Consider the following 22,385-nt stretch of genomic DNA (forward strand, 5'->3'; position numbering starts at 1 on the left):
TAATGGGTGCTCCTAGAATCCAAGGCTGGAAAGCAAATCGTCTACATCGTCCTGACCGGACATAACGTCTTCCCGTTTATCGGCATGAATCTGTGGACCTTCACCCTTGGCGAGATGTTTTTGCGGATCTTTTTCAGCGAGGATCGATTCGCGGTCATGTTCGATACCGGCAAAACGATCGACCTGGCTGGCCATCAACACCAGTTTGAGCAGATTACTTTCGACTTCCGTGACCAACTGGGTCACACGCTTGATTACCTGGCCGGTCAGGTCCTGGTAATCCTGCGCCAACAGAATGTCGTTGAGGTGGCCCGAGACGGTGCGATTTTCCTGCTCGCTGCGAGTCAGAAAAGCGTCGACCCGACGCGCCAGCTCACGGAACTCTTCAGCCCCGACCTCGCGCCGCATGAAGCGTCCCCAGTCCGCGCTCAAGGCCTGTGCTTCAGTGCTCAGGCCGTTGACCAGCGGGGTGCTGCTCTCTACCAGGTCCATAGTGCGGTTGGCAGCGGCTTCCGTCAGCCGAACCACATAGGACAGGCGCTCGGTGGCATCCGTGATCTGTGAAACTTCCTCGGCTTGCGGCATGTGCGGGTCAATCTGAAAATTGACGATCGCGCTATGCAGCTCGCGGGTGAGCTTGCCCACTTCCTGGTACAGGCCACGGTCACGGGTCTGATTAAGCTCATGGATCAATTGCACTGCGTCGCCGAATCTGCCCTTTTCAAGGCTCTCGACCAGTTCCAGGGCGTGCTTTTTCAGGGTCGACTCAAAGTCGTCCAGTGAAGATTCGTTATGCTCCATAGCTCCCCCGTGGCGGAATGGCTACGCACATCAACCGATGCGCTCGAAGATCTTTTCGATCTTCTCTTTCAACGCCTGGGCCGTGAATGGTTTGACCACATAGCCGTTCACCCCGGCCTGGGCAGCTTCGATGATCTGCTCGCGCTTGGCTTCGGCAGTTACCATCAACACCGGCAGGTGCTTGAGCTTTTCATCGGCACGCACGTGGCGCAGCAGGTCGATACCGGTCATGCCGGGCATGTTCCAGTCCGTTACCAGAAAGTCGATGCTTCCGCTGTTGAGTACCGGAATGGCGGTGGTGCCATCGTCGGCCTCGACCGTGTTGGTGAAACCCAGATCACGCAACAGGTTTTTTATGATCCGCCGCATCGTTGAAAAGTCATCAACGATGAGGATTTTCATGTTCTTGTCCAATTCGACCTCCAAGCAGTCTTAAACGCGTCCAGCACCTGAACGCGCCATTCAATCAATTCGGCATAACACACAACGACTGCATGAAGCACATACTGCAAAACCGGTGCTGCGCCTGGCCCCACCGGTCTTGATCGCAGTGTCCCCACACTGCCTGTCAGCGCGCTCGCCACTCCCCCAAACGCCCCCGCAAGCGGGCTGCGCACTGGCTGTGTAACTGGCTGACCCGCGATTCGCTGACCCCCAGGACCTCACCGATTTCCTTGAGGTTCAGCTCTTCGTCGTAGTACAGCGCCAACACCAGTCGCTCGCGCTCCGGCAAATTGGCAATCGCATCCGCCAACGCGGCCTGGAAGCGTTCATCCTCCAGGTCTCGTGACGGCTCGAGATGAGCACTGGCGCCATCCTCGTGCAGCCCTTCATGCTCGCCGTCCTGCAACAGATCGTCGAAACTGAACAGGCGACTGCCCAAGGTGTCGTTCAAAATCCCGTAATAATCGTCGAGACTCAATTGAAGTTCGGCCGCAACTTCGTGATCTTTAGCGTCACGACCGGTTTTAGCTTCAATTGCGCGAATTGCATCACTGACCATGCGCGTATTACGGTGCACCGAACGGGGTGCCCAGTCGCCTTTACGGACCTCATCGAGCATCGCCCCACGAATCCGGATACCGGCGTAGGTTTCAAAGCTCGCGCCCTTGCTCGCATCGTATTTGGTCGACACTTCGAGCAAACCGATCATCCCGGCCTGAATCAGGTCTTCCACCTGAACACTGGCCGGCAACCGCGCCAGCAGGTGATAGGCGATACGCTTGACCAGAGGCGCATAGCGCTCGATCAATTCGTACTGGCTATCACGCGCCGACTTCTTGTAAAGGTTGTAGCCACTGGCAGTCATAGCACCGGTCCCGCTGTTTGATGCACTAGCCGCTCGACAAAAAATTCCAGATGCCCGCGAGGGTTCGCCGGCAACGGCCAGGTATCGACTTTTTGCGCGATGGCCTTGAACGCCAATGCACACTTCGAACGAGGAAAGGCTTCATAGACCGCACGCTGCTTTTGCACGGCCTTGCGTACGCTTTCGTCGTAGGGAACTGCGCCGACGTATTGTAAAGCCACGTCCAGGAAGCGATCCGTGACCTTGGTCAATTTTGCAAACAAGTTGCGCCCTTCTTGAGGGCTCTGTGCCATGTTGGCCAGGACCCGGAAACGATTCATGCCGTAGTCGCGATTGAGCAGCTTGATCAGCGCATAGGCATCGGTGATCGAGGTCGGCTCGTCACAGACCACCAGCAATACTTCCTGGGCCGCGCGAACAAAACTGACTACCGAGTCACCAATACCCGCAGCGGTGTCAATCACCAGCACATCGAGATTGTCGCCAATGTCACTGAAGGCCTGGATCAGGCCCGCGTGCTGGGCGGGGCTCAGGTGCACCATGCTCTGGGTACCCGAGGCGGCCGGGACAATGCGGATGCCGCCAGGCCCCTGGAGCAGCACATCGCGCAGCTCGCAGCGACCCTCGATGACATCGGCGAGGGTGTGTTTGGGAGTCAGCCCCAGCAGGACATCGACGTTGGCCAGACCCAGGTCGGCGTCCAGCAGCAACACCCGCCGACCCAGCTCAGCCAGAGCCAGGGACAAGTTTACTGACACGTTAGTCTTGCCGACGCCACCTTTGCCGCCGGTCACCGCAATCACCTGTACGGGATGCATGCTGCCCATGTTCTTTCTTTACCTTGTCTTACTTAGACGGGGCCACATAACTGGCTGCGCGTTCACCATTGGAACAATGCATGGCAGACCATCGATGTAGATACAGTGCAATCTATTCATGCTTACCTCAGCCAACCCGCTTGGTCGAGCTGTGGTAAAGGTCAGCGAACATGTCGGCCATGGCTTCTTCGCTGGGTTCTTCCTGCATCTGCACACTCACTGCGCGACTCACCAGTTGGTGTCGGCGTGGCAGGTGCAAGTCGTCAGGAATCCGCGGCCCATCGGTCAGATAGGCAACCGGCAGTTCATGACTGATGGCCAGGCTCAAGACCTCGCCAAGACTGGCTGTTTCATCCAGTTTAGTCAGGATGCAACCGGCCAGGCCGCAACGCTTGTAGCTGTGGTAGGCGGCGGTCAACACCTGTTTCTGGCTGGTGGTTGCCAGCACCAGATAATTCTTCGCCCTGATCCCGCGACCAGCCAAGCTTTCCAGCTGCATGCGTAACGCCGGATCGCTGGCCTGCAGACCGGCGGTGTCGATCAGTACCACGCGCTTGCGCAGCAGCGGATCCAGGGCCTGGGCCAGGGATTGGCCAGGGTCGACATGGGTCACCGAGACATTGAGGATCCGGCCCAGGGTCTTGAGCTGCTCCTGAGCGCCGATACGGTAACTGTCCATGCTTACCAGCGCGATGTTCTGCGCGCCGTACTTGAGCACGTAGCGCGCCGCCAGCTTGGCCAGGGTCGTGGTCTTGCCCATGCCGGCAGGACCGACCATGGCGATCACGCCACCCTCTTCCAGCGGCTCGATTTCCGGGGTCAGGATCATCCGCGCCAGGTGCGCCAGAAGCATGCGCCAGGCCTGCCGGGGCTCGTCGATTTCCACAGTCAACGCCAACAGGTCGCGGGCCAGTGGACCGGACAAGCCGATACGCTGCAGGCGGCGCCAAAGATTGGCCTGCTCCGGACGACTGCCTTGCAGCTGACTCCAGGCCAGGGAGCCCAGCTGCACTTCCAGCAGCTCGCGCAGGCCATTGAGTTCGAAGCGCATCGAATCCAGGGCCCGGTTATCGGCAACCGGTGCCGCAGGGGCCGGTGCCGGGCGCGGGCGCTCGGTCAGGGTCGGCTCGATCAGCGGCTCGGCAGCTGTCAGCGGCAGGCCGGCGAACAGCTGGCGATTGGTGATCGCGGTACTGTCGCCCTCGCCCCGCAGGCTCAATTCGGCCTGGGCGGTGACGATCCGCGACTGGGTCTTGCGCAGTTCATCCTCAAGTTCCATGTTCGGGACCCGGGGCGACAACGCCGACAACTTGTAATCCAGCGCAGCCGTCAACTCGACGCCCCCGGCAATCCGCCGATTGCCGATGATGGCGGCTTCAGCGCCCAGCTCATCACGAACCAGCTTCATGGCCTGACGCATATCGGCGGCAAAAAAACGCTTAACTTGCATAACCCACTACCTCAGCCGTTGGGCCCTACTGTCGCAACGATGGTCACTTGCTTGTTGTCAGGAATTTCCTGGTACGCCAGCACATGCAAACCCGGGACGGCGAGACGGCCGAACCGCGAGAGCATGGCGCGGACCGGACCCGCCACCAACAGAATCACCGGTTGACCTTGCATCTCTTGACGCTGCGCCGCTTCGATCAGCGAGCGCTGCAGTTTCTCAGCCATGCTTGGCTCCAGCAGAACGCCTTCTTCCTGGCCTTGTCCTGCCTTCTGCAGACTGCTGAGCAAAATTTGTTCCAACCTTGGCTCCAAGGTGATCACAGGCAGCTCAGACTCAGTGCCTACAATGCTTTGGACGATGGCGCGAGACAATCCGACGCGTACCGCAGCAACCAAAGCGGCAGTATCTTGACTCTTGGCGGCATTGTTGGCGATGGCCTCGGCAATGCTGCGAATATCGCGTACTGGTACCTGCTCGGCCAAAAGCGCCTGCAATACCTTGAGCAACTGTGACAGCGACAGCACGCCCGGTACCAACTCCTCGGCCAGCTTCGGCGAGCTCTTGGCCAGCAACTGCATCAGTTGCTGCACCTCTTCATGACCGATCAGTTCACTGGAGTGCTTGTACAGAATCTGGTTCAGGTGAGTCGCGACCACCGTGCTGGCGTCCACCACGGTGTAACCCAGGGACTGCGCCTGGGGACGCTGGCTGATCTCGATCCACACTGCTTCCAGGCCAAAGGCCGGGTCCCGGGCGGAGATACCGTTGAGTGTGCCGTAGACCTGCCCCGGGTTGATCGCCAGCTCGCGATCCGGATAAATTTCCGCCTCTGCCAGGATCACTCCCATCAGGGTCAGGCGATAGGCGCTGGGGGCCAGATCCAGGTTGTCACGGATATGCACCGTGGGCATGAGGAAGCCCAGGTCCTGGGAGAGCTTCTTGCGCACCCCCTTGATCCGCGCCAGCAACTGCCCACCCTGGTTGCGGTCCACCAGGGGAATCAGGCGGTAACCGACTTCCAGGCCGATCATGTCGATCGGGGTCACATCGTCCCAACCCAGCTCCTTGGTTTCCATGGCACGAGCCGGGGATGGCAGCAGGTCCTGCTGGCGCTGGACTTCTTCCAGGGCCTGGACCTTGACCGCGTTTTGCTTTCTCCACAACAGGTAGGCCGCGCCGCCGGCTACCGCCGCCAGGCTGAGGAAGGAGAAATGCGGCATGCCCGGCACAATGCCCATGACCGCCATCAGGCCCGCAGAGACCGCCAGGGCCCGGGGCGAGGCGAACATCTGCCGGTTGATCTGCTTGCCCATGTCCTCGGAGCCCGAAGCCCGAGTAACCATGATGGCCGCCGCGGTGGAGAGCAGCAGCGATGGCAGTTGCGCCACCAAACCGTCACCGATGGTCAACAGGGCATAGACCCGGCCGGCATCGCCGAACGACATGTTGTGCTGGAAGATACCGACGGCCATGCCGCCGATCAGGTTGATGAACAGAATCAACAGGCCGGCGATGGCGTCACCGCGGACGAACTTGCTGGCACCGTCCATGGAACCGTAAAACTCGGCTTCCTGGGCCACTTCCAGGCGACGCAGCTTGGCCTGGTTCTGGTCGATCAGGCCGGCGTTCAAGTCGGCGTCGATGGCCATCTGCTTGCCGGGCATGGCGTCCAGGGTGAAACGCGCACTCACCTCGGAGATACGTCCGGCACCCTTGGTCACCACCACGAAGTTGATGATCATGAGGATCGCGAAGACCACGATACCAACCACGTAGTTACCGCCGATCACCACTTCACCGAAGGCCTGGATCACCTTGCCCGCGGCGGCGTGACCGTCCTGGCCGTGAAGCATTACCACCCGGGTCGAGGCCACGTTGAGCGCCAGCCGCAGCAGTGTAGCCACCAGCAGGATGGTCGGGAATACGGCGAAGTCCAACGGTCGCAGGGCATACACGCAGACCAGCAGGACCACGATCGACAGGGCAATGTTGAAGGTGAAGAATACGTCCAGCAGGAACGGTGGCACTGGCAGCATCATCATGGCCAGCATGACCAACAGCAGCACCGGCACACCCAGGTTGCCCTGACCGAGGCCGGCCAGGCTACTGCGAGCTGTGTTGATTAACTGAGAGCGATCCACCGATTTACCCCGTTCCGTAAAGCAAACTTTTGACGCCTGAAGCGGCATGGGGCGGCTACTGCAAGAAGCCTTCCAACTTTGCCGCAGCAGCGCAATCCCCCCGCCCCACAGGAATCGGCTTGCCGGCGAACACGATCACGGGGGCGCCCTTACCTGCAAGCGAACCCCGCACGGCCGGCTTCTACAGATCGGGTTAGACAAGGCGAGATAGTGGCAATTAGCCATTTTTCTGACAAAAATCGGAGGCATTCGCTGGCAAGCCAGCCCCTACAGGCCGCGACTACAGCGGATCGATGGGGCCACCAGAAGACTGCTTGCCGGAGGTGTCGCGCCGCAGGTCCGCCGGGATCGGCAGGTCCTTGAGCGGGTCCGGACGCTTGCCCTTGCCCGCGCGATGCTGGCGGATCTGGTAGACGTAGGCCAGGACCTGAGCCACCGCCAGATAGAGCCCGGCCGGAATCTCTTCCTCAAGCTCGGTGGAGTAGTAGATCGAACGCGCCAGGGCCGCCGACTCCAGCAACATCACTTCATGGGCCACGGCAATTTCACGAATCTGCAGCGCCAGGAAGTCGCTGCCCTTGGCCAGCAGCACCGGCGCCCCGCCTTTCTCCGAGTCGTACTTGAGGGCCACGGCGAAGTGCGTCGGGTTGGTGATGACCACGTCGGCATCCGGGATCGCCGCCATCATCCGCCGCTGGGACATCTCGCGCTGCAACTGACGAATCCGCTGCTTGACCTCCGGACGCCCCTCCTGATCCTTGTGCTCGTCGCGCACTTCCTGCTTGGTCATCAACAGCTTCTTGTGGGACTGATACAACTGCACCGGCACATCCACTGCAGCAATCAGGATCAACCCGCAGGCCATCCACAACGTACTCCAACCCACCACCTGCACGCTGTGGATGATGGCCAGTTCAAGGGGCTCGTGGGCGATCCGCAGCAGATCATCGATATCAGAAGACAGCACCGACAGCGCCACGAACAGCACCAGGCCGAACTTGGCCAGTGCCTTGAGCAACTCGATCAGCGCCGTGGCAGAGAACATCCGCTTGAGGCCATTGGCCGGATTCATCCGACTGAACTTGGGCGCCAGGCTCTTGCCGGCAAACAACCAGCCCCCCAGGGAAATCGGGCCGATGACGGCCGCCAGCAACAGGGTCAGCAGCACCGGCTGCACCGCCAGGATGGCGATCTTGCCCGAGTGCAGCAGGTACAGCCCCATGGCCCCGGGACTGAGCAGCACCTCACGGGGCAGGGAGAAATTCAGGCGCATGATCTCCAGCAGGTCCAGGGCCAGGCCGCCGCCATAGATCAGCAGCGCACCTGCCCCGGCAAGCATGATCGCCAGGGTATTGAGCTCCTTGGAGCGGGCGATCTCGCCCTTTTCCCGGGAGTCCTTCTTGCGCTTCTCCGTGGGGTCTTCTGTCTTGTCCTGACCGCTCTCGCTCTCTGCCATGGCTCAGCGCGCCTGTGCCAGTTCGCGCAAGAACTGCAGGGCTTCGGAGGCCAGCGGCTGATACTGATTGAGGATGTCGGCCAGGCTGATCCAGACAATGCCCATGCCAAGCACCAGGGTCAGGGGGAAACCAATGGAGAAAATGTTCAACTGCGGCGCCGCGCGCGTCATCACGCCAAAGGCGATGTTGACCACCAGCAAGGCTGTGATCGCCGGCAACACCAGCAGCAGCGCTGCCCCCAGGACCCAGCCAAGTTTACCGGCCAACTCCCAGTAGTGATTAACCATCAACCCGCCACCCACCGGCAGCGTGGTGAAGCTTTCAGTGAGCACCTCGAACACCACCAGGTGACCGTTCATGGCCAGGAACAGCAGGCTCACCAACATGGTGAAGAACTGTCCGATGACCGCCACCGACACGCCATTGGTAGGATCGACCATGGAGGCGAACCCCATGCCCATCTGGATCGCCACGATCTGCCCGGCGACGACAAAGGACTGGAAGAACAGCTGCAGGGAAAAGCCCAGCACCGCACCAATCAGAATCTGCTCGGCAACCAGCAGCAAGCCACTGAGATCCAGGGCATGCACCGCGGGCATGGGCGGCAGTCCCGGGGCTATCACCACCGTGATTGCCAGGGCGAAATACAGGCGCACCCGTCGAGGTACCAGGGTCGTGCCGAAGATCGGCATCACCATCAGCAGCGAAGTCACCCGGAACAGCGGCAACATGAAGCTCGCCACCCAGGTACTGATCTGCGTGTCGGTCAGCGCCAGCAAAGACATCGGCTCAGCCAATCAACTGCGGAATACTGCCGTACAACTGACGGATGTATTCCATGAAGGTTTGCACCAGCCAGGGACCGGCGACAATCAGGGTCACCAGCATCACCAGGAGGCGCGGCAGGAAGCTCAGGGTCTGTTCGTTGATCTGGGTGGCCGCCTGGAACATGGCCACCATCAAGCCCACCAGCAGGCTGGGCACCACCAGCACCGCCACCATCATGGTGGTCAGCCAGAGGGCTTCGCGAAACAGGTCTACCGCGACTTCTGGAGTCATTGTCGAGCACCCGCAAACAAGGTTTTAAACACCACCGAAACTGCCCGCCAAGGTGCCAATGATCAATGCCCAGCCATCCACCAGGACGAACAGCATGATCTTGAACGGCAGGGAGATGATCAGCGGTGACAACATCATCATGCCCATGGCCATCAACACACTGGCCACTACCAGGTCGATAATCAGGAACGGGATAAAGATCATGAAGCCGATCTGGAACGCCGTCTTCAGCTCCGAGGTGACGAAGGCCGGCACCAGGATGGTCAGCGGCGCCTGGTCGGGGCTGGCAATATCGGTGCGCTTGGACAGGCGCATGAACAGCTCCAGGTCACTGCTGCGGGTTTGCGCCAGCATGAAATCCTTGATCGGCACCTGGGCCTTGGCCACTGCATCCTGGGCCGTGAGCTTTTCCGCCAGGTAAGGCTGCAGCGCATCCTGGTTCACCCGGTCGAACACCGGCGCCATGATGAACATGGTGAGGAACAACGCCATGCCGGTCAGGATCTGGTTTGACGGCGTCTGCTGCAGGCCAAGGGCCTGACGCAGGATCGAGAAGACGATGATGATCCGAGTGAAACTGGTCATCAGCATGACGAACGCCGGAATGAAGCTCAGCGCGGTCATGATCAGCAGGATCTGCAGGCTGACCGAGTATTCCTGCTGGCCGCTGGCGTTGGTGCCAAGCGTGATCGCCGGGATCGACAACGGGTCGGCCGCCAGCGCCAGCGGCGCTACCAACATCAGCGCCAACGTCAAGATGATGCGCAACGGCATTACTTCTTATCCTTCTGGTCCTTGCCCAACAGCTCCATCAGGCGCTGGGCGAACTCGGGCGTCGCCTGCTCGGCACTGGGCACCTGCACCGGCTCTTTGAGTACATGCAGCGGCGTGATAGTGCCCGGAGTCAGACCCAGCAGAATCTGCTCGCCGCCCACCTGCACCAGCACCAGGCGATCCCGTGGCCCCAGGGCTCGGGAGCCGATCAGCTCGATCACCTGACCCTTGCCCGCCGGCCCGGCCTGCTGCACCCGGCGCAACAGCCAGGCGAGGAAGAAGATCAGCCCGATCACCAGCAGCAGGCCCAGCACCAACTGGGTCAACTGCCCACTGACACTGCCCACCGCAGGCACTGCAGCGGCAGTCACGGCAGTCGCCACCGGCTCCGCAGCCAGGGCACTCAGCGGCAAGCCGAGCAGCACTAAGCCAAGCAGCTTGTTCACTTAGCGCAGCTTCTTGATGCGTTCGCTGGGACTGATCACGTCCGTCAGGCGAATACCGAACTTCTCGTTGACCACCACCACCTCGCCATGGGCGATCAGGGTGCCGTTGACCAACACGTCCAGCGGTTCGCCGGCCAGGCGATCAAGCTCGATCACCGAGCCCTGGTTGAGCTGCAACAGGTTGCGGATGTTGATATCGGTGCTGCCCACTTCCATGGAGATCGACACCGGGATGTCGAGGATCACATCGAGATTGGGACCATCGAGCGTGACCGGGTCGAGATTCTTCGGCACGCTGCCGAACTCTTCCATCTGCAAACGCCCGGAGCCTGACGCGGCACCTGCATCGGCCGCCAGCAAAGCGTCGATATCGGCCTGACCGGCATCACCGGTTTCTTCCAGCGCAGCAGCCCATTCGTCGGCCAGCGCCTGGTCGTCCTGGGAGTTAATTTCGTCAGCCATCATGGGTCCTCGACGGGCAAAAATTCATTGAACAGCAAACAGGTTGGAGCGCCGCTTAACGGCGCCCGATCGGTTCGATCACTTGCAGCGCCAGGTTGCCCTTGTGGGAACCCAGCTTGACCTTGAACGAGGGCACGCCATTGGCGCGCATGATCATGTCTTCCGGCAGTTCCACCGGGATCACGTCGCCAGGCTGCATGTGCAGGATGTCTCTTAGGCGCAACTGACGACGGGCCACTGTGGCGCTTAGCGGCACTGCCACATCCAGCAGGTCCTCGCGCAGGGCCTTGCTCCAGCGTTCGTCCTGGTCATCCAGGTCGGACTGGAAGCCGGCGTCGAGCATCTCGCGGATCGGCTCGATCATCGAATACGGCATGGTTACGTGCAGGTCGCCACCGCCGCCATCGAGCTCGATGTGAAAGGTCGACACCACAACGGCTTCGCTGGGGCCGACGATGTTGGCCATGGCCGGGTTCACTTCCGAGTTTATGTACTCGAAATTGACCGGCATGATCGCCTGCCAGGCCTCCTTCAGATCGACGAACGCCTGCTCCAGCACCATGCGCACTACCCGCAGTTCGGTCGGGGTAAATTCACGCCCTTCGATCTTCGCATGACGGCCATCGCCGCCGAAGAAGTTGTCCACCAGCTTGAACACCAGCTTGGCGTCGAGAATGAACAACGCCGTACCGCGCAGCGGCTTGATCTTTACCAGGTTGAGGCTGGTGGGCACGTACAGCGAGTGCACGTATTCACCGAACTTCATGACCTGTACGCCGCCTACCGCCACGTCAGCCGAACGCCGCAGCATGTTGAACATACTGATCCGGGTATAGCGGGCGAAACGCTCGTTGATCATTTCCAGGGTCGGCATGCGTCCACGGACGATGCGATCCTGGCTGGTCAGGTCGTAGCTTTTGACACTGCCGGGCTCGGCAGCGTGTTCGGTCTGTACCAGACCGTCGTCGACGCCATGCAACAGCGCATCGATCTCATCCTGGGACAGCAGGTCCTGCACGGCCATGTCGTGTTCCTACTGCAGTACGAAGTTAGTAAAGAGCAACTGCTCGACCACCACTTTGCCCACCTCTTTCTGCGCCACTTCCTGGACGCTGGCGGTGGCCTTCTGGCGGAGCATTTCCTGACCGACCGGAGTCGCCAGGGTGTCGAAATTCTGCCCGGAGAAGAGCATCACCAGATTGTTGCGGATCATCGGTATGTGCACTTTCAAGGCGTCCAGGTCAGCCTGGTTACGCGCCAGCAGGGTAATACTCACCTGCATGTAGCGCTGACGACCATTCTGCGTGTAGTTGGCCACGAAGGCTGGGGCCATGGGCTCGTAGATCGCCGCCGACTTGACGTTAGTGGCGGTCTCCGCAGCCGGGGCAGGCTTGCTCTGAGCACTGTGCATGAAGTACCAGGTGGCGCCGACCGAAAGGCCGATGGCCAGAAACAACGCCAGGACAATCAAGAGGATAAGCTTGAGTTTGCTTTTCCCTGCGGTGGGTTTTTCTGCTGCTTCGCTCTTCGCCATGCCAATAATCCGTCACTATTCGGGGGTTCACAGTCGCACGGCAAGGCAAGAGCAAGTGTTATGCCAGATTTGTCTGGAGCGGGGGGATGAACCGAATGCGGGGGTGGTGCGAGAGGAAACCTGCGGGATAACGGCTTGAGGTTAGGCCACAGGCATCGGCATTGCGAAGGGCCGGGGCAAGCGCCGCGCAGTGGAGCGGGAGCAAGCTCCCTGACCCCACAGCCAGCCCCCGACTACAAGTCAGGCATAGTAATCGACGGCGCTGGAACCGATCACTGTCTGCACCGGAGCGGCCACTTCAGCCACGGCATGAGGCTGCTCGTCGTCGACTCCGTCCAGACGTCCACCACTGGTACTGGAACCACTGCCACGATTTTGCCCCTGCTGAGCCTGCTCCTGGCCCTGCCAGCCACGGGACTGATCGGAGACGTTGACGTCGACCTGCCCCAGGCCTTGCTGGCTGAACATGTCGCGCATGCGGTGCATCTGCCCCTCCAGGGCTTCGCGAACACCGGCATGGGCACTCATGAAGGTCACCTGGGTCTGCTGATCGGGGATCATGTGCACACGAATATCCAGACGCCCCAGTTCGGCTGGCTGCAACTGGATGTCCGCCGACTTGAGGTTGCTACTGGACAGGTACATGACCCGGTTGACCACCTCGTCGGTCCAGCCACTCTGATGCATGGCCAGAGGCTGGTTGACCGGCGTCGCGTTGGCGGTCTTGGGTGTCGCAGCCTGGGTCAGGGCCGCCAGACGATTGGCGAAATCATCCACACGAGTGTCGCTGGATGCCCCCTTGAGGTCTTTCAGGCCTTCGGCAACCAGTCCCGTGAAAGCCTTCTCTCCACCCTGCTCGGTACTGTTCTTGCTGGTTTGCTGCTCGAGCATGCTCGCCATGCCATTGGCGAAGTTCTGCACCGACGCCAGTTGGCCGTCACTATTGGCGCTCGCCGGAGCGGCCTTGGGCTGTGCCTGACTGGAAGCCGAGACATGTCCGCCCTGCTCCATGGCCAGGCGCACGGCTGGCATGGCATCCAATGGATCGGCCTCTGGGTCGAATTCTGCCTTGGCCGGATCGGCAACCGGCGCCACCACCGCAGCAGCGACCGGCGGCGGCACCACCGCCGGAGCCGCTTCAACCTGAGGCGCCAGCGGCGTGGCGGGAGGCGCTTCGGTCGCCACTACAGGCGGCGGCGGCACTACTGACACCAGGCTTGAATCCAGCGGCGGCACGCTTGGTGGCGTATCGACTTGAGCGGTATCGACCGGCTTACTGTCATCACTGGCGGCGGCCTTGCTGTCGTTGCCCGAGGTTTTGCTGTCGCTGCTGGCGGGCTTGTCGGCAGGCAAGGTCTTGCCGCTATCGGCAACCACCGACTGCGGCGCGGCAGACTGATCGCTGCCGACATCCTTCTTCGAGCTGTAGTCGGCACTCTTGTCACGCCCCGGCTTGGGCGAATTGTCAGCGACGACCAGAGGCTTGCTCTGTGGTTTGTTCTGGGATTCTTTGGCGTAGAGCTGCGCAAAGCTGGAGGCCTTGTCATCAGGCTGGGCAGCGTTTGCCAGAGGGCTGACAGGGGCCGCTTGAGGCTTGGCCTGAACAGTGGCCTGAGCGGCGGCCTGAAGAAGCGAATTGGGGGTAACAGCCATGGGACAGTCTCCGCTGCACTGGAATCATAGGTACAGTTGCGAGACTTGAATGCAAGGGTTGAGCCAGTTTCATCACACTGCGGATAAAAAGTTATTTCTCAGCAGTGAAAACGCTGCAGCTCTTGCTGACATAGACGCCGGACAATGGCGAACTCGCCATCGATCTCACCCACCAACTGACGGACTCCGGTAGCGGCCGACTGCCCAGCCCGCAACTCCAGTTGATGACAGAGCTCAGCCAGGCGAATAGCGCCCATGTTGCTGCTACTGCCCTTGAGGCTATGAGCAGTGGCCACCAACTGGATCGCATCTTCGGACTTGCGCAACAGTTGCACTCGCTCCTCGGAATCGCAGACAAAGGTGTCCAGCAGGAGGGGGTACTCATCCTCCATAACTTCCTGCAGCGCATTGAGCACAGTGTGGTCCAGATGAATCTCAGCCACTTGTTCACTCCTTGATCAAGAACAGACTAATTATGCCATTGCCTCCCAAGAAAACTCCACGCAGACACTGCGCCCGTCGTCCGCCCACACCGCCTGCTGGCTCATTTGACGAATCAGGCTGACGCCGCGCCCCGACAAACGCCCCGCATCGTTGGGCCTTGCCAGGACTGCAGCGATGTCGAAACCCTCACCACTGTCCTCAACCCGAACCACCAGGCGCCCTCCGGCCTCCCGGGGCAGCACCTGCAGGTGGACCCGGACAAAACCTTCCTGAAGCTCCGCGAGCCTGGCGCTGCGCTCGCGATAATAGCGGGTGAAGCCCTCAGCATCGCGCTTGAGCCGCGAGTCCAACTTGAGCACACCGTGCTCCAGCGCATTGGAATAAAGCTCGGCCAGCACACTGTAAAGCGCCCCGCTCTGAGACCTCAGGCCGTGCACCTCAAGCAGCAACTGCAACAGGTAGGGCAAGGGATTGAAGCGCTTGAGGGTCGCCGCACGAAACTCGAAGCTCACCGACCAGTCCAGCGGGCAGGATTGTCCGCTATCGGAATACACCAGGGTGGGCGGCGCCAGCCTCGGGAGCTCCGGCAACCCAACCTCGACCATGCTCACATCGTCCCGGGCACTGCCCCCAAAGTCCTTCAGGGCCTGCTGAACCTCCTCGAACAGGAGCCCTTGCTGGCGATTGGCGGCAAACACCTGCTGCAACCGCTGCACGCCAAACAGTTCATCCTCGACGTTACAGGTGTCGATCACTCCATCAGAGAGCAGGAACACCCGATCCCCCAAAGCCATGGGAAACACTTCGGTAGCATCCTCGAAAGCCTCGGCACTCAAGACCCCGAGAGGCAAGTGGCGAGCCACCAATGGCGTTCTCGCAACACTGACCTGGCTGTACAAATAGCCCTCGGGCATCCCGCCATTCCACACCTCCACCGCCCGCCGCTGATGACTCAGGCACAACAGCGTGGCGCAGCAGAACATGTCCACCGGCAGGATGCGCTTGAGCTTGGCATTCATCTCCCGGAGGATTTCCGGCAACCCATAACCCTTGGCGGTCATGGCGTAGAACACCTCGGCCAGGGGCATGGCGCCGACCGCGGCGGGCAGACCATGGCCGGTGAAGTCCCCCAGCAAGACATGCATGTCCCCTGCGGGGGTGTAGGCCGCCAGCAACAGATCACCATTGAACAGCGCGTAGGGCGATTGCAAATAGCGAATATTCGGCGCATTCAGGCAGCCGGAATGGGCAATTTTGTCGAATACAGCCTTGGCCACTCGCTGCTCATTGAGCAGATAGTCGTGGTGGCGAGTGATCTGGTCACGCTGGTGCAGAACAGTTTCCTGCAGACGCCGCAGACGATCCATGGCATTGATCTTGGCGGCCAGGATCACCGGGTTGTAGGGCTTGGCCAGGAAATCGTCACCACCCGCCTCAAGACAGCGAGCCAGCGCCTCGCCCTCGCTCAGGGAGGTAAGGAAAATGATCGGTATCAGGGCTTCGCCCGCCAGCGCCTTGATTCGCCGTGCCGCCTCAAACCCGTCCATCACCGGCATCATCGCGTCCAGCAGCACAATGTGCGGACGCTGTTGCTGAAACAGTTCCAGCGCCTGCGCCCCATTGCTCGCCGCCAGCACCTGATGCCCCTGGCGCCGGATGATACTGGACAGCAGCAGGCGATCCGCCGCGCCATCTTCGGCAATCAGTACACACAGGGGCTCGGCCATCGAGCGCGCACCACTCAACTGATGTCGAAAAGCTTGTCGAAATTGGAGATGGCGAGAATCTTGCGCACATCCGAATTGCTGTTGATCACCCGCACATCGGCACTGTCGCCTCCGGCGTGGTCACGCAACAAGAGCAACATGCCCAGGGCCGAACTGTCGAGGTAGGTGGCCTCCTTGAGGTCCACCACGATGGACTCCGGCGTCCTGTTGAGTCGCTCATAGGATTCACGAAATTCCTGGTGGCGTCCGAAATCAAAACGCCCCCTGATCGAGATCGTGAGTTTCTGTCCATCAGGGGATATTTCTGTAACGACCGACATGAGACTGCTTCCTTGTCATAGACGACGTCTAGAAGGTTTAGCACCCACTCGCCAGGCGGACAACCTGCAGCACAAAAATGAGCAGGGTCAATAAGGATCTTGACGGGGCAAACGCTGGGAAAGCTCATCCAGCAGCTTCTGCTCGCGCTTATCTTCTAACGCCCGAGCCTCATCGATATAACGCTGCACCAGCTTGCGCAATCCGCCCACCCGCGCATACGCCTGCTGCCAAGCCTCCCGCGCGCGATCGAGGTTGTTCTGGTGCCAGGCCAGGCTTTGCCGCTGCTGGGCCACCGCGGTGTCTAGCTGGCTGAGGAAGTACTGGTAGTTCATCAGCCAATGGCCGCTGACGCCGAGCTTGCCGCGCTCGACCCATTGCTCCTGGTAGTCGCCGCGAAAACGCTCCAGGTCGCCCAGCTTGCTCTCGGCCACGCGCACTTGACCATGGAAGTACTCCAGGCGCTGGGCGGCAGTGCGCTCGGCATTTTCAGCCATGTCCACCACTGGCGCCAGACGCGCCGCACGGCTGTCGGCCATTGCCCGTTACCCGCCCGTTGCCGGAGCGAAGAGCATCTCCAGATGGGTCTGGCTATGGCCAAGACTGACGTTGTCATTCAGCCCCTGACGCAGGTAGGCCACCATCGCCGGCTGCAAGGAGATCGCGGTGTCGGTATCGCGGTCGCCCCCAGGCACGTAGGCACCGACGCTGATCAGGTCGCGAGCTTGCTGATAACGCGACCACAGCTGCTTGAAGTACTGGGCGCGAGCCATGTTGTCGGGGCTGATCACCGCCGGCATGACCCGACTGATGGAGGCCTCGATGTCGATCGCCGGGTAGTGCCCCTCTTCCGCCAGACGCCGGGACAGTACGATGTGTCCGTCGAGCACGCCTCGGGCAGAGTCGGCAATCGGATCCTGCTGGTCATCGCCCTCGGAGAGCACGGTATAGAACGCCGTGATCGAACCACCGCCAGCCTCGGCATTACCGGCGCGCTCCACCAGCTTGGGCAGCTTGGCGAACACTGAAGGCGGATAACCCTTAGTGGCCGGCGGCTCGCCGATGGCCAGGGCGATTTCCCGCTGGGCCTGGGCGAAACGGGTCAGAGAATCCATCAGCAACAGGACGTTCTTGCCCTTGTCGCGAAAATATTCAGCGATGCGCGTGCAGTACATGGCCGCGCGCAAACGCATCAGCGGCGCATCATCCGCTGGCGAAGCCACCACTACCGAACGCTTAAGGCCTTCTTCACCCAGGATGTGCTCGATGAACTCCTTGACCTCACGACCCCGCTCGCCGATAAGGCCGACCACGATGATGTCGGCCTCGGTGAAGCGGGTCATCATGCCCAGGAGCACACTCTTACCCACGCCGGTACCGGCGAACAGGCCCAACCGCTGGCCGCGACCCACCGTCAATAAACCGTTGATGCTGCGGATTCCCACATCCAGCGGCTGGCTGATCGGGTCACGCTTGAGAGGGTTGATGGTGGGGCCGTCCATCGGCACCCAGTCCTCGGCGCGCATGCCGCCCTTGCCATCCAGCGCCCGTCCGGCGCCGTCCAGCACTCGCCCGAGCATGCTCATGCCCATGGGCAAGCGCCCGGTGTCGGCCAGAGGTACCACACGGGCACCCGGAGCGATCCCGGCGACGCTGCCCACCGGCATCAGGAATACCTTGCCGCCGGAGAAGCCCATGACCTCCGCTTCAACCTTGACCGGGTGATAACTGTCATCGTTGATCACCAGGCAACGGGTGCCCATGGCCGCACGCAAGCCCTCGGCTTCCAGGGTCAGGCCAACCATGCGCAGCAAGCGCCCTTCAAGAATCGGCTGACCCGGCAGCTTGATCGCTTCGGCGTAACCGCCGAGGCGCTTGCCGAAGCTGGTGCGTTCAAGGCGCATCGAAGTGATCCACAGGCGCGTGCGTTGCAGCCTCCTCGATGGCGTTGGTGCTGGCGTCATCCGGCGCCGGCACTATCGGCGTCCGCGGGCCGAGGTCCAGGCTCAAGTCTGTGGCGGCCGGGTGCAGCGACTGCTCGTGCATCTGGTCGAACAGTTGGTCCATGGCCTGGGTGATCCGGGTTTCAACACTGGCATCAATCCGGCTGTGCTCGGTCTCGACCCGGCAACCACCGGGCAGCAGCGCCTCGTCCTCGACGATACGCCAGCTTTCCTCATGCCGGTCACGCAGGCTTTTGACCTGCTCGAAATCCTGCGGATTGACGTACAGACGCACATTGCCGACGCCCAAGGGCAACAGCTTGAGCGCTTCACGCATGACGTGCTCGATCTGGCTAGAGTCCATGGCCAGCTCACGCTGGATCACTTCGCGAGCGATGTGCTTCACCAACTCCACCAGAGACTTTTCAATCTGTGTGTCTTGCTCGGCGATAGGCTCGAACAGGTTGCTCATCAGCAACTCAAGCGTCTGCAGCTTGGCCCTCAGGGCAACCTCGGCTTCCTGACGGACCTTGAGCGTGGCGCTGTGGAAGCCTTCCTTCTCACCGGTGGCGAAACCTTCGTTATAGGCTTCCTGGCGAATGCTCTCGAGCTCTTCAAGGGTCAGTGGCTGGACTTCGTCCAGCGGCACTTCCTCGATTTCTTCCGGCACCTCTTCAGGTTCCGGCTCGGGCTCGGGCGGCTCGGGATCGAAACTGGGCAGAGCCCAGACGTCAAAATCCTCGACGTCCCGAGCGCGAATCACTTCGCTTTGGGACTCATCACTGCTGGACGACATAAAGCGACCTTAGATCATTTCTTCGCCGCCCTTCCCGCCGAGAACGATTTCTCCGGCTTCGGCCATACGGCGGGCAATAGTGAGGATTTCCTTCTGCGCGGTCTCCACGTCGCTGACGCGAACCGGGCCCTTGGCTTCCAGGTCGTCGCGCAGCAGCTCTGCCGCACGCTTGGACATGTTCTTGAAGATCTTTTCCTTGACCCCTTCGTCCGAACCCTTGAGGGCCAGCACCAGCACATCGGAAGACACTTCGCGCAGCAACGCCTGGATGCCGCGGTCGTCGACATCGGCCAGGTTGTTGAAGACGAACATCAGGTCTTCGATCTGACCGGACAGGTCTTCGTCGACCTCGCGGATCGAATCCATCAACTGGCCTTCGATCGAGCTGTCGAGGAAGTTCATGATGTCGGCTGCGCGCTTGATGCCGCCCAGAGTGGTACGTGAAGCGTTGGAGTTGCCGGAGAACTGCTTCTCGAGAATCTGGTTCAGCTCTTTCAAGGCTGCCGGCTGCACGGTATTGAGCGAGGAAACCCGCAGAATGATGTCCAGGCGCGCCTTGTGGTCGAAGTTACCCAGCACTTCGCCCGCTTGATCCGGGTCGAGGTAAGCCACCACGATAGCCTGGATCTGCGGGTGCTCGTAACGGATCACGTCGGCCACGGCCCGCGGTTCCATCCACTTAAGGCTGTCCAGGCCGCTGGTGTTGCCACCCAAGAGAATGCGGTCAATCAGGCCGTTGGCCTTGTCTTCGCCCAGGGCCTGGGTGAGCATTTTGCGTACATAGTCGTCAGAACCGACGCCGAGGCTGGTCTGATCACCGACGATGTCGACGAACTCACTCATCACCTGCTCGACCTGCTCACGGTGCACGTTGCCCATCTGCGCCATGGCCACACCCACACGCTGGACCTCTTTGGGCCCCATGTGGCGCAGCACTTGCGCGGCATCGGTGGACCCCAGGGACAGCAGCAGGATCGCTGCTTTGTCGACCCGGGTCAGTTTGGCGGTAGCGGCTCGGTTATCACTCATCTGCGTTAATCCACTCTTTCACGACCTGAGCCACACGACCCGGGTCTTCAGCCACCAGACTCTTGATTGCGTTCAATTGAGCGTCATAACCCTCGCTCGGGCTTGGCAGCAGAATGCTTTGCGGGCCACCGAGACTGACTCGATCGTTGGACAGCTCACCATCCAGCCCACCCATGCCACCCAACTCGACATCACTGCCCAGGCCGGCCAATTGCTTGTCCTTGCCACCGCCAGTGATGTTGTTGAGCACCGGACGCAGCACGCCGAATACCAGCACCAGGATAAACAACACCCCGAGAACCTGCTTGACGATGTCCCAGAACCAAGGCTGCGAGTAGAACGGAATATCGGCGACCACTTCTCCACGCTCGGCAGAGAATGGCACGTTGATCACACTGACGCTGTCGCCGCGGCTGGCATCAAAGCCCACGGCGTCCTGCACCAGACGGGTGAAGCGCGCCAATTCGTCGGCACTCCAGGGAGCACGACTGGTTTCGCCGTTGGCCGGGTTGACCTTGACCTGATCGTCGACCACCACGGCTACCGACAGGCGATTCACACGCCCCTGTTGCTGCCGGGTATGGCTGATGGAGCGATCAAGCTCGAAGTTCTTGGTGGATTGCTGACGCTTGTCCGCCGGGTATGGCGCCAACATCGGCTGACCGGTGGCCGGATCCATGATCTGTTGACCGTTGGCATCCAGCAGTGGCTGCCCCGGTTGCACCATGCCGGCGGCGGCAGTAGCACCACCCGTGGTTTGCGGCGCGGACGCCGGCGACGGCGGCTGGTTGCTCAGAGCACCCGGCACGCCTTGCGGGCCGTTGCTGCTGGAGCGCTGTTCGTTGACCGACTGCTCGCTACGTAAGGCAGGCTGATCAGGGTTGAACTGCTCAGAGGTGGACTCCACCGCACTGAAATCGACATCTGCCGAGACTTCAGCCTTGTAGCGGTCGTTGCCCAGCACCGGCTGCAGGATATTGTGCACCCGCTGGGTCAGCATGCCTTCCAGGCGACGGCTGTAGTCGAACTGCTTGCCGGCCATGGTCAAGGCAGAGTTCTCTGCCTGATCGGAAAGCAAGTTGCCTTTCTGGTCGACTACGGTCACCTGGGACTTGCTCAGCTCAGGAACGCTGGTAGCCACCAGATTGATGATAGCCATGACCTGCCCCGGTTCCAGGGAGCGACCGGAGTACAGTTCCACCAGCACCGAAGCGCTGGGCTTGCGTTCGTCACGGACGAACACCGAGCTTTTCGGAATTGCCAGGTGCACCCGGGCACCCTTGACGTTGTTCAGGCTGGAAATAGTCCGTGCCAGTTCGCCTTCCAGGCCGCGACGGTAACGGGTCGCCTCCATGAACTGGCTGGTGCCCAGGCCTTGTTCTTTATCAAGAATCTCGAAACCGACGTTGCCGTCACCCGGCGCTACACCGGCGGCCGCCAGCTTCAGGCGGGCACGGGACACATCATCGGCCTTGACCAGCAAGGCACCGGAGTTGGGCTCGACGGTGTAAGGAATGTCGGCAGCGGCCAGAGTTTCCATGACCTGCTTGGCATCCATCCCGGCCAGGCTGCCGTACAGCGGCCGGTAGTCGGGCTGCTGGGACCACAGCACCACGGCAAAGCCAATCGCCACGCTGGCGGCCAGCCCCACCAACAGGCCGACCTGACGCAGCATGGTCATCTGGGACAGGTTTTCCAGGAAGGACAAACCGAATAGCGGCGGTTTACCGTCTATCGGGGTGGCCTTGGCCGGTACGTTATCGGCGACTGCTTCTGCCATGACTCAATCTCGTCCTTAAACCGGCATCTGCATGATGTCTTGATACGCTTGAACCAGCTTGTTGCGCACCTGGGTCAAGGCTTGAAAAGACACGCTGGCCTTTTGCGAGGAAATCATCACGTCCGTCAGGTCGACACCGCTCTTGCCAATCTCGAAGGCACTGGACAGCTGATTGGACGCCTGCTGAGTATCGCTAACCTTGTTCACGGCCTGGCCAAGCATGTCAGCGAAGCTGCTGCCGCTGACTTCTGCCACTGCGGCGGTTTTAGGCTGCGACATGGCGTCCATTTGCATGGCCCGCATATCCAGCATCAACCGATTAAATTCAACACCTTGGCTCATGGTCTACTCTCTCTGACGACCCGCAATTTTTTGACACTCACCGTGCGGTTAGTGAGGTGTTAGCAACAACGGTGCCAGCTCCATGGCCCAACCCGACAAAAG

At 60.9% G+C, this 22,385-nt stretch carries 24 protein-coding genes; all 24 read right to left on the minus strand.

Annotated elements, in window-relative coordinates:
• Positions 1–12: 12 nt before the first annotated feature.
• Positions 13–801: a protein phosphatase CheZ gene (locus GV819_RS03880; protein ID WP_161753671.1), complete on the minus strand. Its 789-nt coding sequence runs from the start codon at positions 799–801 to the stop codon at positions 13–15.
• A 30-nt stretch (positions 802–831) separates the two neighbouring features.
• Positions 832–1,203, minus strand: coding sequence for a chemotaxis response regulator CheY (locus GV819_RS03885; protein ID WP_003183998.1), 372 nt, complete (start codon positions 1,201–1,203; stop codon positions 832–834).
• Between the two features lie 166 nt (positions 1,204–1,369).
• On the minus strand, positions 1,370–2,110 hold the full coding sequence (gene fliA, locus GV819_RS03890; RefSeq protein WP_011060003.1) for an RNA polymerase sigma factor FliA: 741 nt from the start codon (positions 2,108–2,110) through the stop codon (positions 1,370–1,372).
• Positions 2,107–2,937 (minus strand): flagellar synthesis regulator FleN, encoded by an 831-nt coding sequence (gene fleN / locus GV819_RS03895; protein WP_011060002.1) that lies wholly within the window; start codon positions 2,935–2,937, stop codon positions 2,107–2,109. The genes fliA and fleN overlap by 4 nt, the downstream gene beginning before the upstream one ends.
• A 118-nt stretch (positions 2,938–3,055) precedes the next feature.
• The gene (gene flhF, locus GV819_RS03900; RefSeq protein WP_161753673.1) at positions 3,056–4,378 is read right to left on the minus strand and encodes a flagellar biosynthesis protein FlhF; all 1,323 of its coding nucleotides are present in this window, start codon (positions 4,376–4,378) and stop codon (positions 3,056–3,058) included.
• 11 nt (positions 4,379–4,389) lie between these two features.
• The gene (gene flhA / locus GV819_RS03905) at positions 4,390–6,519 is read right to left on the minus strand and encodes a flagellar biosynthesis protein FlhA (RefSeq protein WP_161753675.1); all 2,130 of its coding nucleotides are present in this window, start codon (positions 6,517–6,519) and stop codon (positions 4,390–4,392) included.
• A 280-nt stretch (positions 6,520–6,799) separates the two neighbouring features.
• The gene (gene flhB / locus GV819_RS03910) at positions 6,800–7,975 is read right to left on the minus strand and encodes a flagellar biosynthesis protein FlhB (protein ID WP_161753677.1); all 1,176 of its coding nucleotides are present in this window, start codon (positions 7,973–7,975) and stop codon (positions 6,800–6,802) included.
• A gap of 3 nt (positions 7,976–7,978) precedes the next feature.
• The gene (fliR, locus tag GV819_RS03915) at positions 7,979–8,761 is read right to left on the minus strand and encodes a flagellar biosynthetic protein FliR (protein ID WP_161753679.1); all 783 of its coding nucleotides are present in this window, start codon (positions 8,759–8,761) and stop codon (positions 7,979–7,981) included.
• 4 nt (positions 8,762–8,765) lie between these two features.
• Entirely contained in the window at positions 8,766–9,035 is a 270-nt protein-coding gene (fliQ, locus tag GV819_RS03920; protein WP_011059988.1) for a flagellar biosynthesis protein FliQ, read from the minus strand.
• Between the two features lie 24 nt (positions 9,036–9,059).
• The gene (gene fliP, locus GV819_RS03925) at positions 9,060–9,809 is read right to left on the minus strand and encodes a flagellar type III secretion system pore protein FliP (protein ID WP_161753681.1); all 750 of its coding nucleotides are present in this window, start codon (positions 9,807–9,809) and stop codon (positions 9,060–9,062) included.
• The gene (gene fliO / locus GV819_RS03930; RefSeq protein WP_161753683.1) at positions 9,809–10,255 is read right to left on the minus strand and encodes a flagellar biosynthetic protein FliO; all 447 of its coding nucleotides are present in this window, start codon (positions 10,253–10,255) and stop codon (positions 9,809–9,811) included. Before fliO ends, fliP begins: the two co-directional genes overlap by 1 nt.
• Positions 10,256–10,717, minus strand: coding sequence for a flagellar motor switch protein FliN (gene fliN / locus GV819_RS03935; RefSeq protein WP_161753685.1), 462 nt, complete (start codon positions 10,715–10,717; stop codon positions 10,256–10,258).
• A gap of 55 nt (positions 10,718–10,772) precedes the next feature.
• Positions 10,773–11,741 carry a flagellar motor switch protein FliM gene (gene fliM, locus GV819_RS03940; protein ID WP_161753687.1) on the minus strand — a complete coding sequence of 323 codons (969 nt, stop codon included), beginning with the start codon at positions 11,739–11,741 and terminating at the stop codon, positions 10,773–10,775.
• Between the two features lie 9 nt (positions 11,742–11,750).
• Entirely contained in the window at positions 11,751–12,251 is a 501-nt protein-coding gene (gene fliL, locus GV819_RS03945) for a flagellar basal body-associated protein FliL (RefSeq protein ID WP_161753689.1), read from the minus strand.
• A gap of 240 nt (positions 12,252–12,491) precedes the next feature.
• A complete protein-coding gene (locus GV819_RS03950; RefSeq protein WP_161753691.1) occupies positions 12,492–13,904 on the minus strand; it encodes a flagellar hook-length control protein FliK in 1,413 nt (470 codons plus the stop codon).
• Positions 13,905–14,002: 98 nt separating this feature from the next.
• Positions 14,003–14,347: an Hpt domain-containing protein gene (locus GV819_RS03955; protein ID WP_161753693.1), complete on the minus strand. Its 345-nt coding sequence runs from the start codon at positions 14,345–14,347 to the stop codon at positions 14,003–14,005.
• Positions 14,348–14,377: 30 nt separating this feature from the next.
• Positions 14,378–16,075 carry a fused response regulator/phosphatase gene (locus GV819_RS03960; protein WP_161753695.1) on the minus strand — a complete coding sequence of 566 codons (1,698 nt, stop codon included), beginning with the start codon at positions 16,073–16,075 and terminating at the stop codon, positions 14,378–14,380.
• A 14-nt stretch (positions 16,076–16,089) separates the two neighbouring features.
• Positions 16,090–16,395 carry an STAS domain-containing protein gene (locus GV819_RS03965; RefSeq protein ID WP_161753697.1) on the minus strand — a complete coding sequence of 102 codons (306 nt, stop codon included), beginning with the start codon at positions 16,393–16,395 and terminating at the stop codon, positions 16,090–16,092.
• Between the two features lie 87 nt (positions 16,396–16,482).
• Positions 16,483–16,932 (minus strand): flagellar export protein FliJ, encoded by a 450-nt coding sequence (fliJ, locus tag GV819_RS03970; RefSeq protein ID WP_161753699.1) that lies wholly within the window; start codon positions 16,930–16,932, stop codon positions 16,483–16,485.
• 6 nt (positions 16,933–16,938) lie between these two features.
• Positions 16,939–18,297 (minus strand): flagellar protein export ATPase FliI, encoded by a 1,359-nt coding sequence (gene fliI, locus GV819_RS03975; RefSeq protein WP_161753701.1) that lies wholly within the window; start codon positions 18,295–18,297, stop codon positions 16,939–16,941.
• Positions 18,287–19,132 (minus strand): flagellar assembly protein FliH, encoded by an 846-nt coding sequence (gene fliH / locus GV819_RS03980; RefSeq protein WP_161753703.1) that lies wholly within the window; start codon positions 19,130–19,132, stop codon positions 18,287–18,289. Before fliH ends, fliI begins: the two co-directional genes overlap by 11 nt.
• Before the next feature lie 9 nt (positions 19,133–19,141).
• Complete coding sequence (fliG, locus tag GV819_RS03985) at positions 19,142–20,161, minus strand: flagellar motor switch protein FliG (RefSeq protein ID WP_011059975.1); 1,020 nt, start codon at positions 20,159–20,161, stop codon at positions 19,142–19,144.
• Positions 20,154–21,941: a flagellar basal-body MS-ring/collar protein FliF gene (fliF, locus tag GV819_RS03990; RefSeq protein WP_161753705.1), complete on the minus strand. Its 1,788-nt coding sequence runs from the start codon at positions 21,939–21,941 to the stop codon at positions 20,154–20,156. Before fliF ends, fliG begins: the two co-directional genes overlap by 8 nt.
• Before the next feature lie 15 nt (positions 21,942–21,956).
• Positions 21,957–22,283 (minus strand): flagellar hook-basal body complex protein FliE, encoded by a 327-nt coding sequence (fliE, locus tag GV819_RS03995; protein WP_161753707.1) that lies wholly within the window; start codon positions 22,281–22,283, stop codon positions 21,957–21,959.
• Positions 22,284–22,385 lie beyond the last annotated feature (102 nt).

Source organism: Pseudomonas sp. Fl5BN2 (assembly GCF_009908205.1).
Classification (GTDB): domain Bacteria; phylum Pseudomonadota; class Gammaproteobacteria; order Pseudomonadales; family Pseudomonadaceae; genus Aquipseudomonas.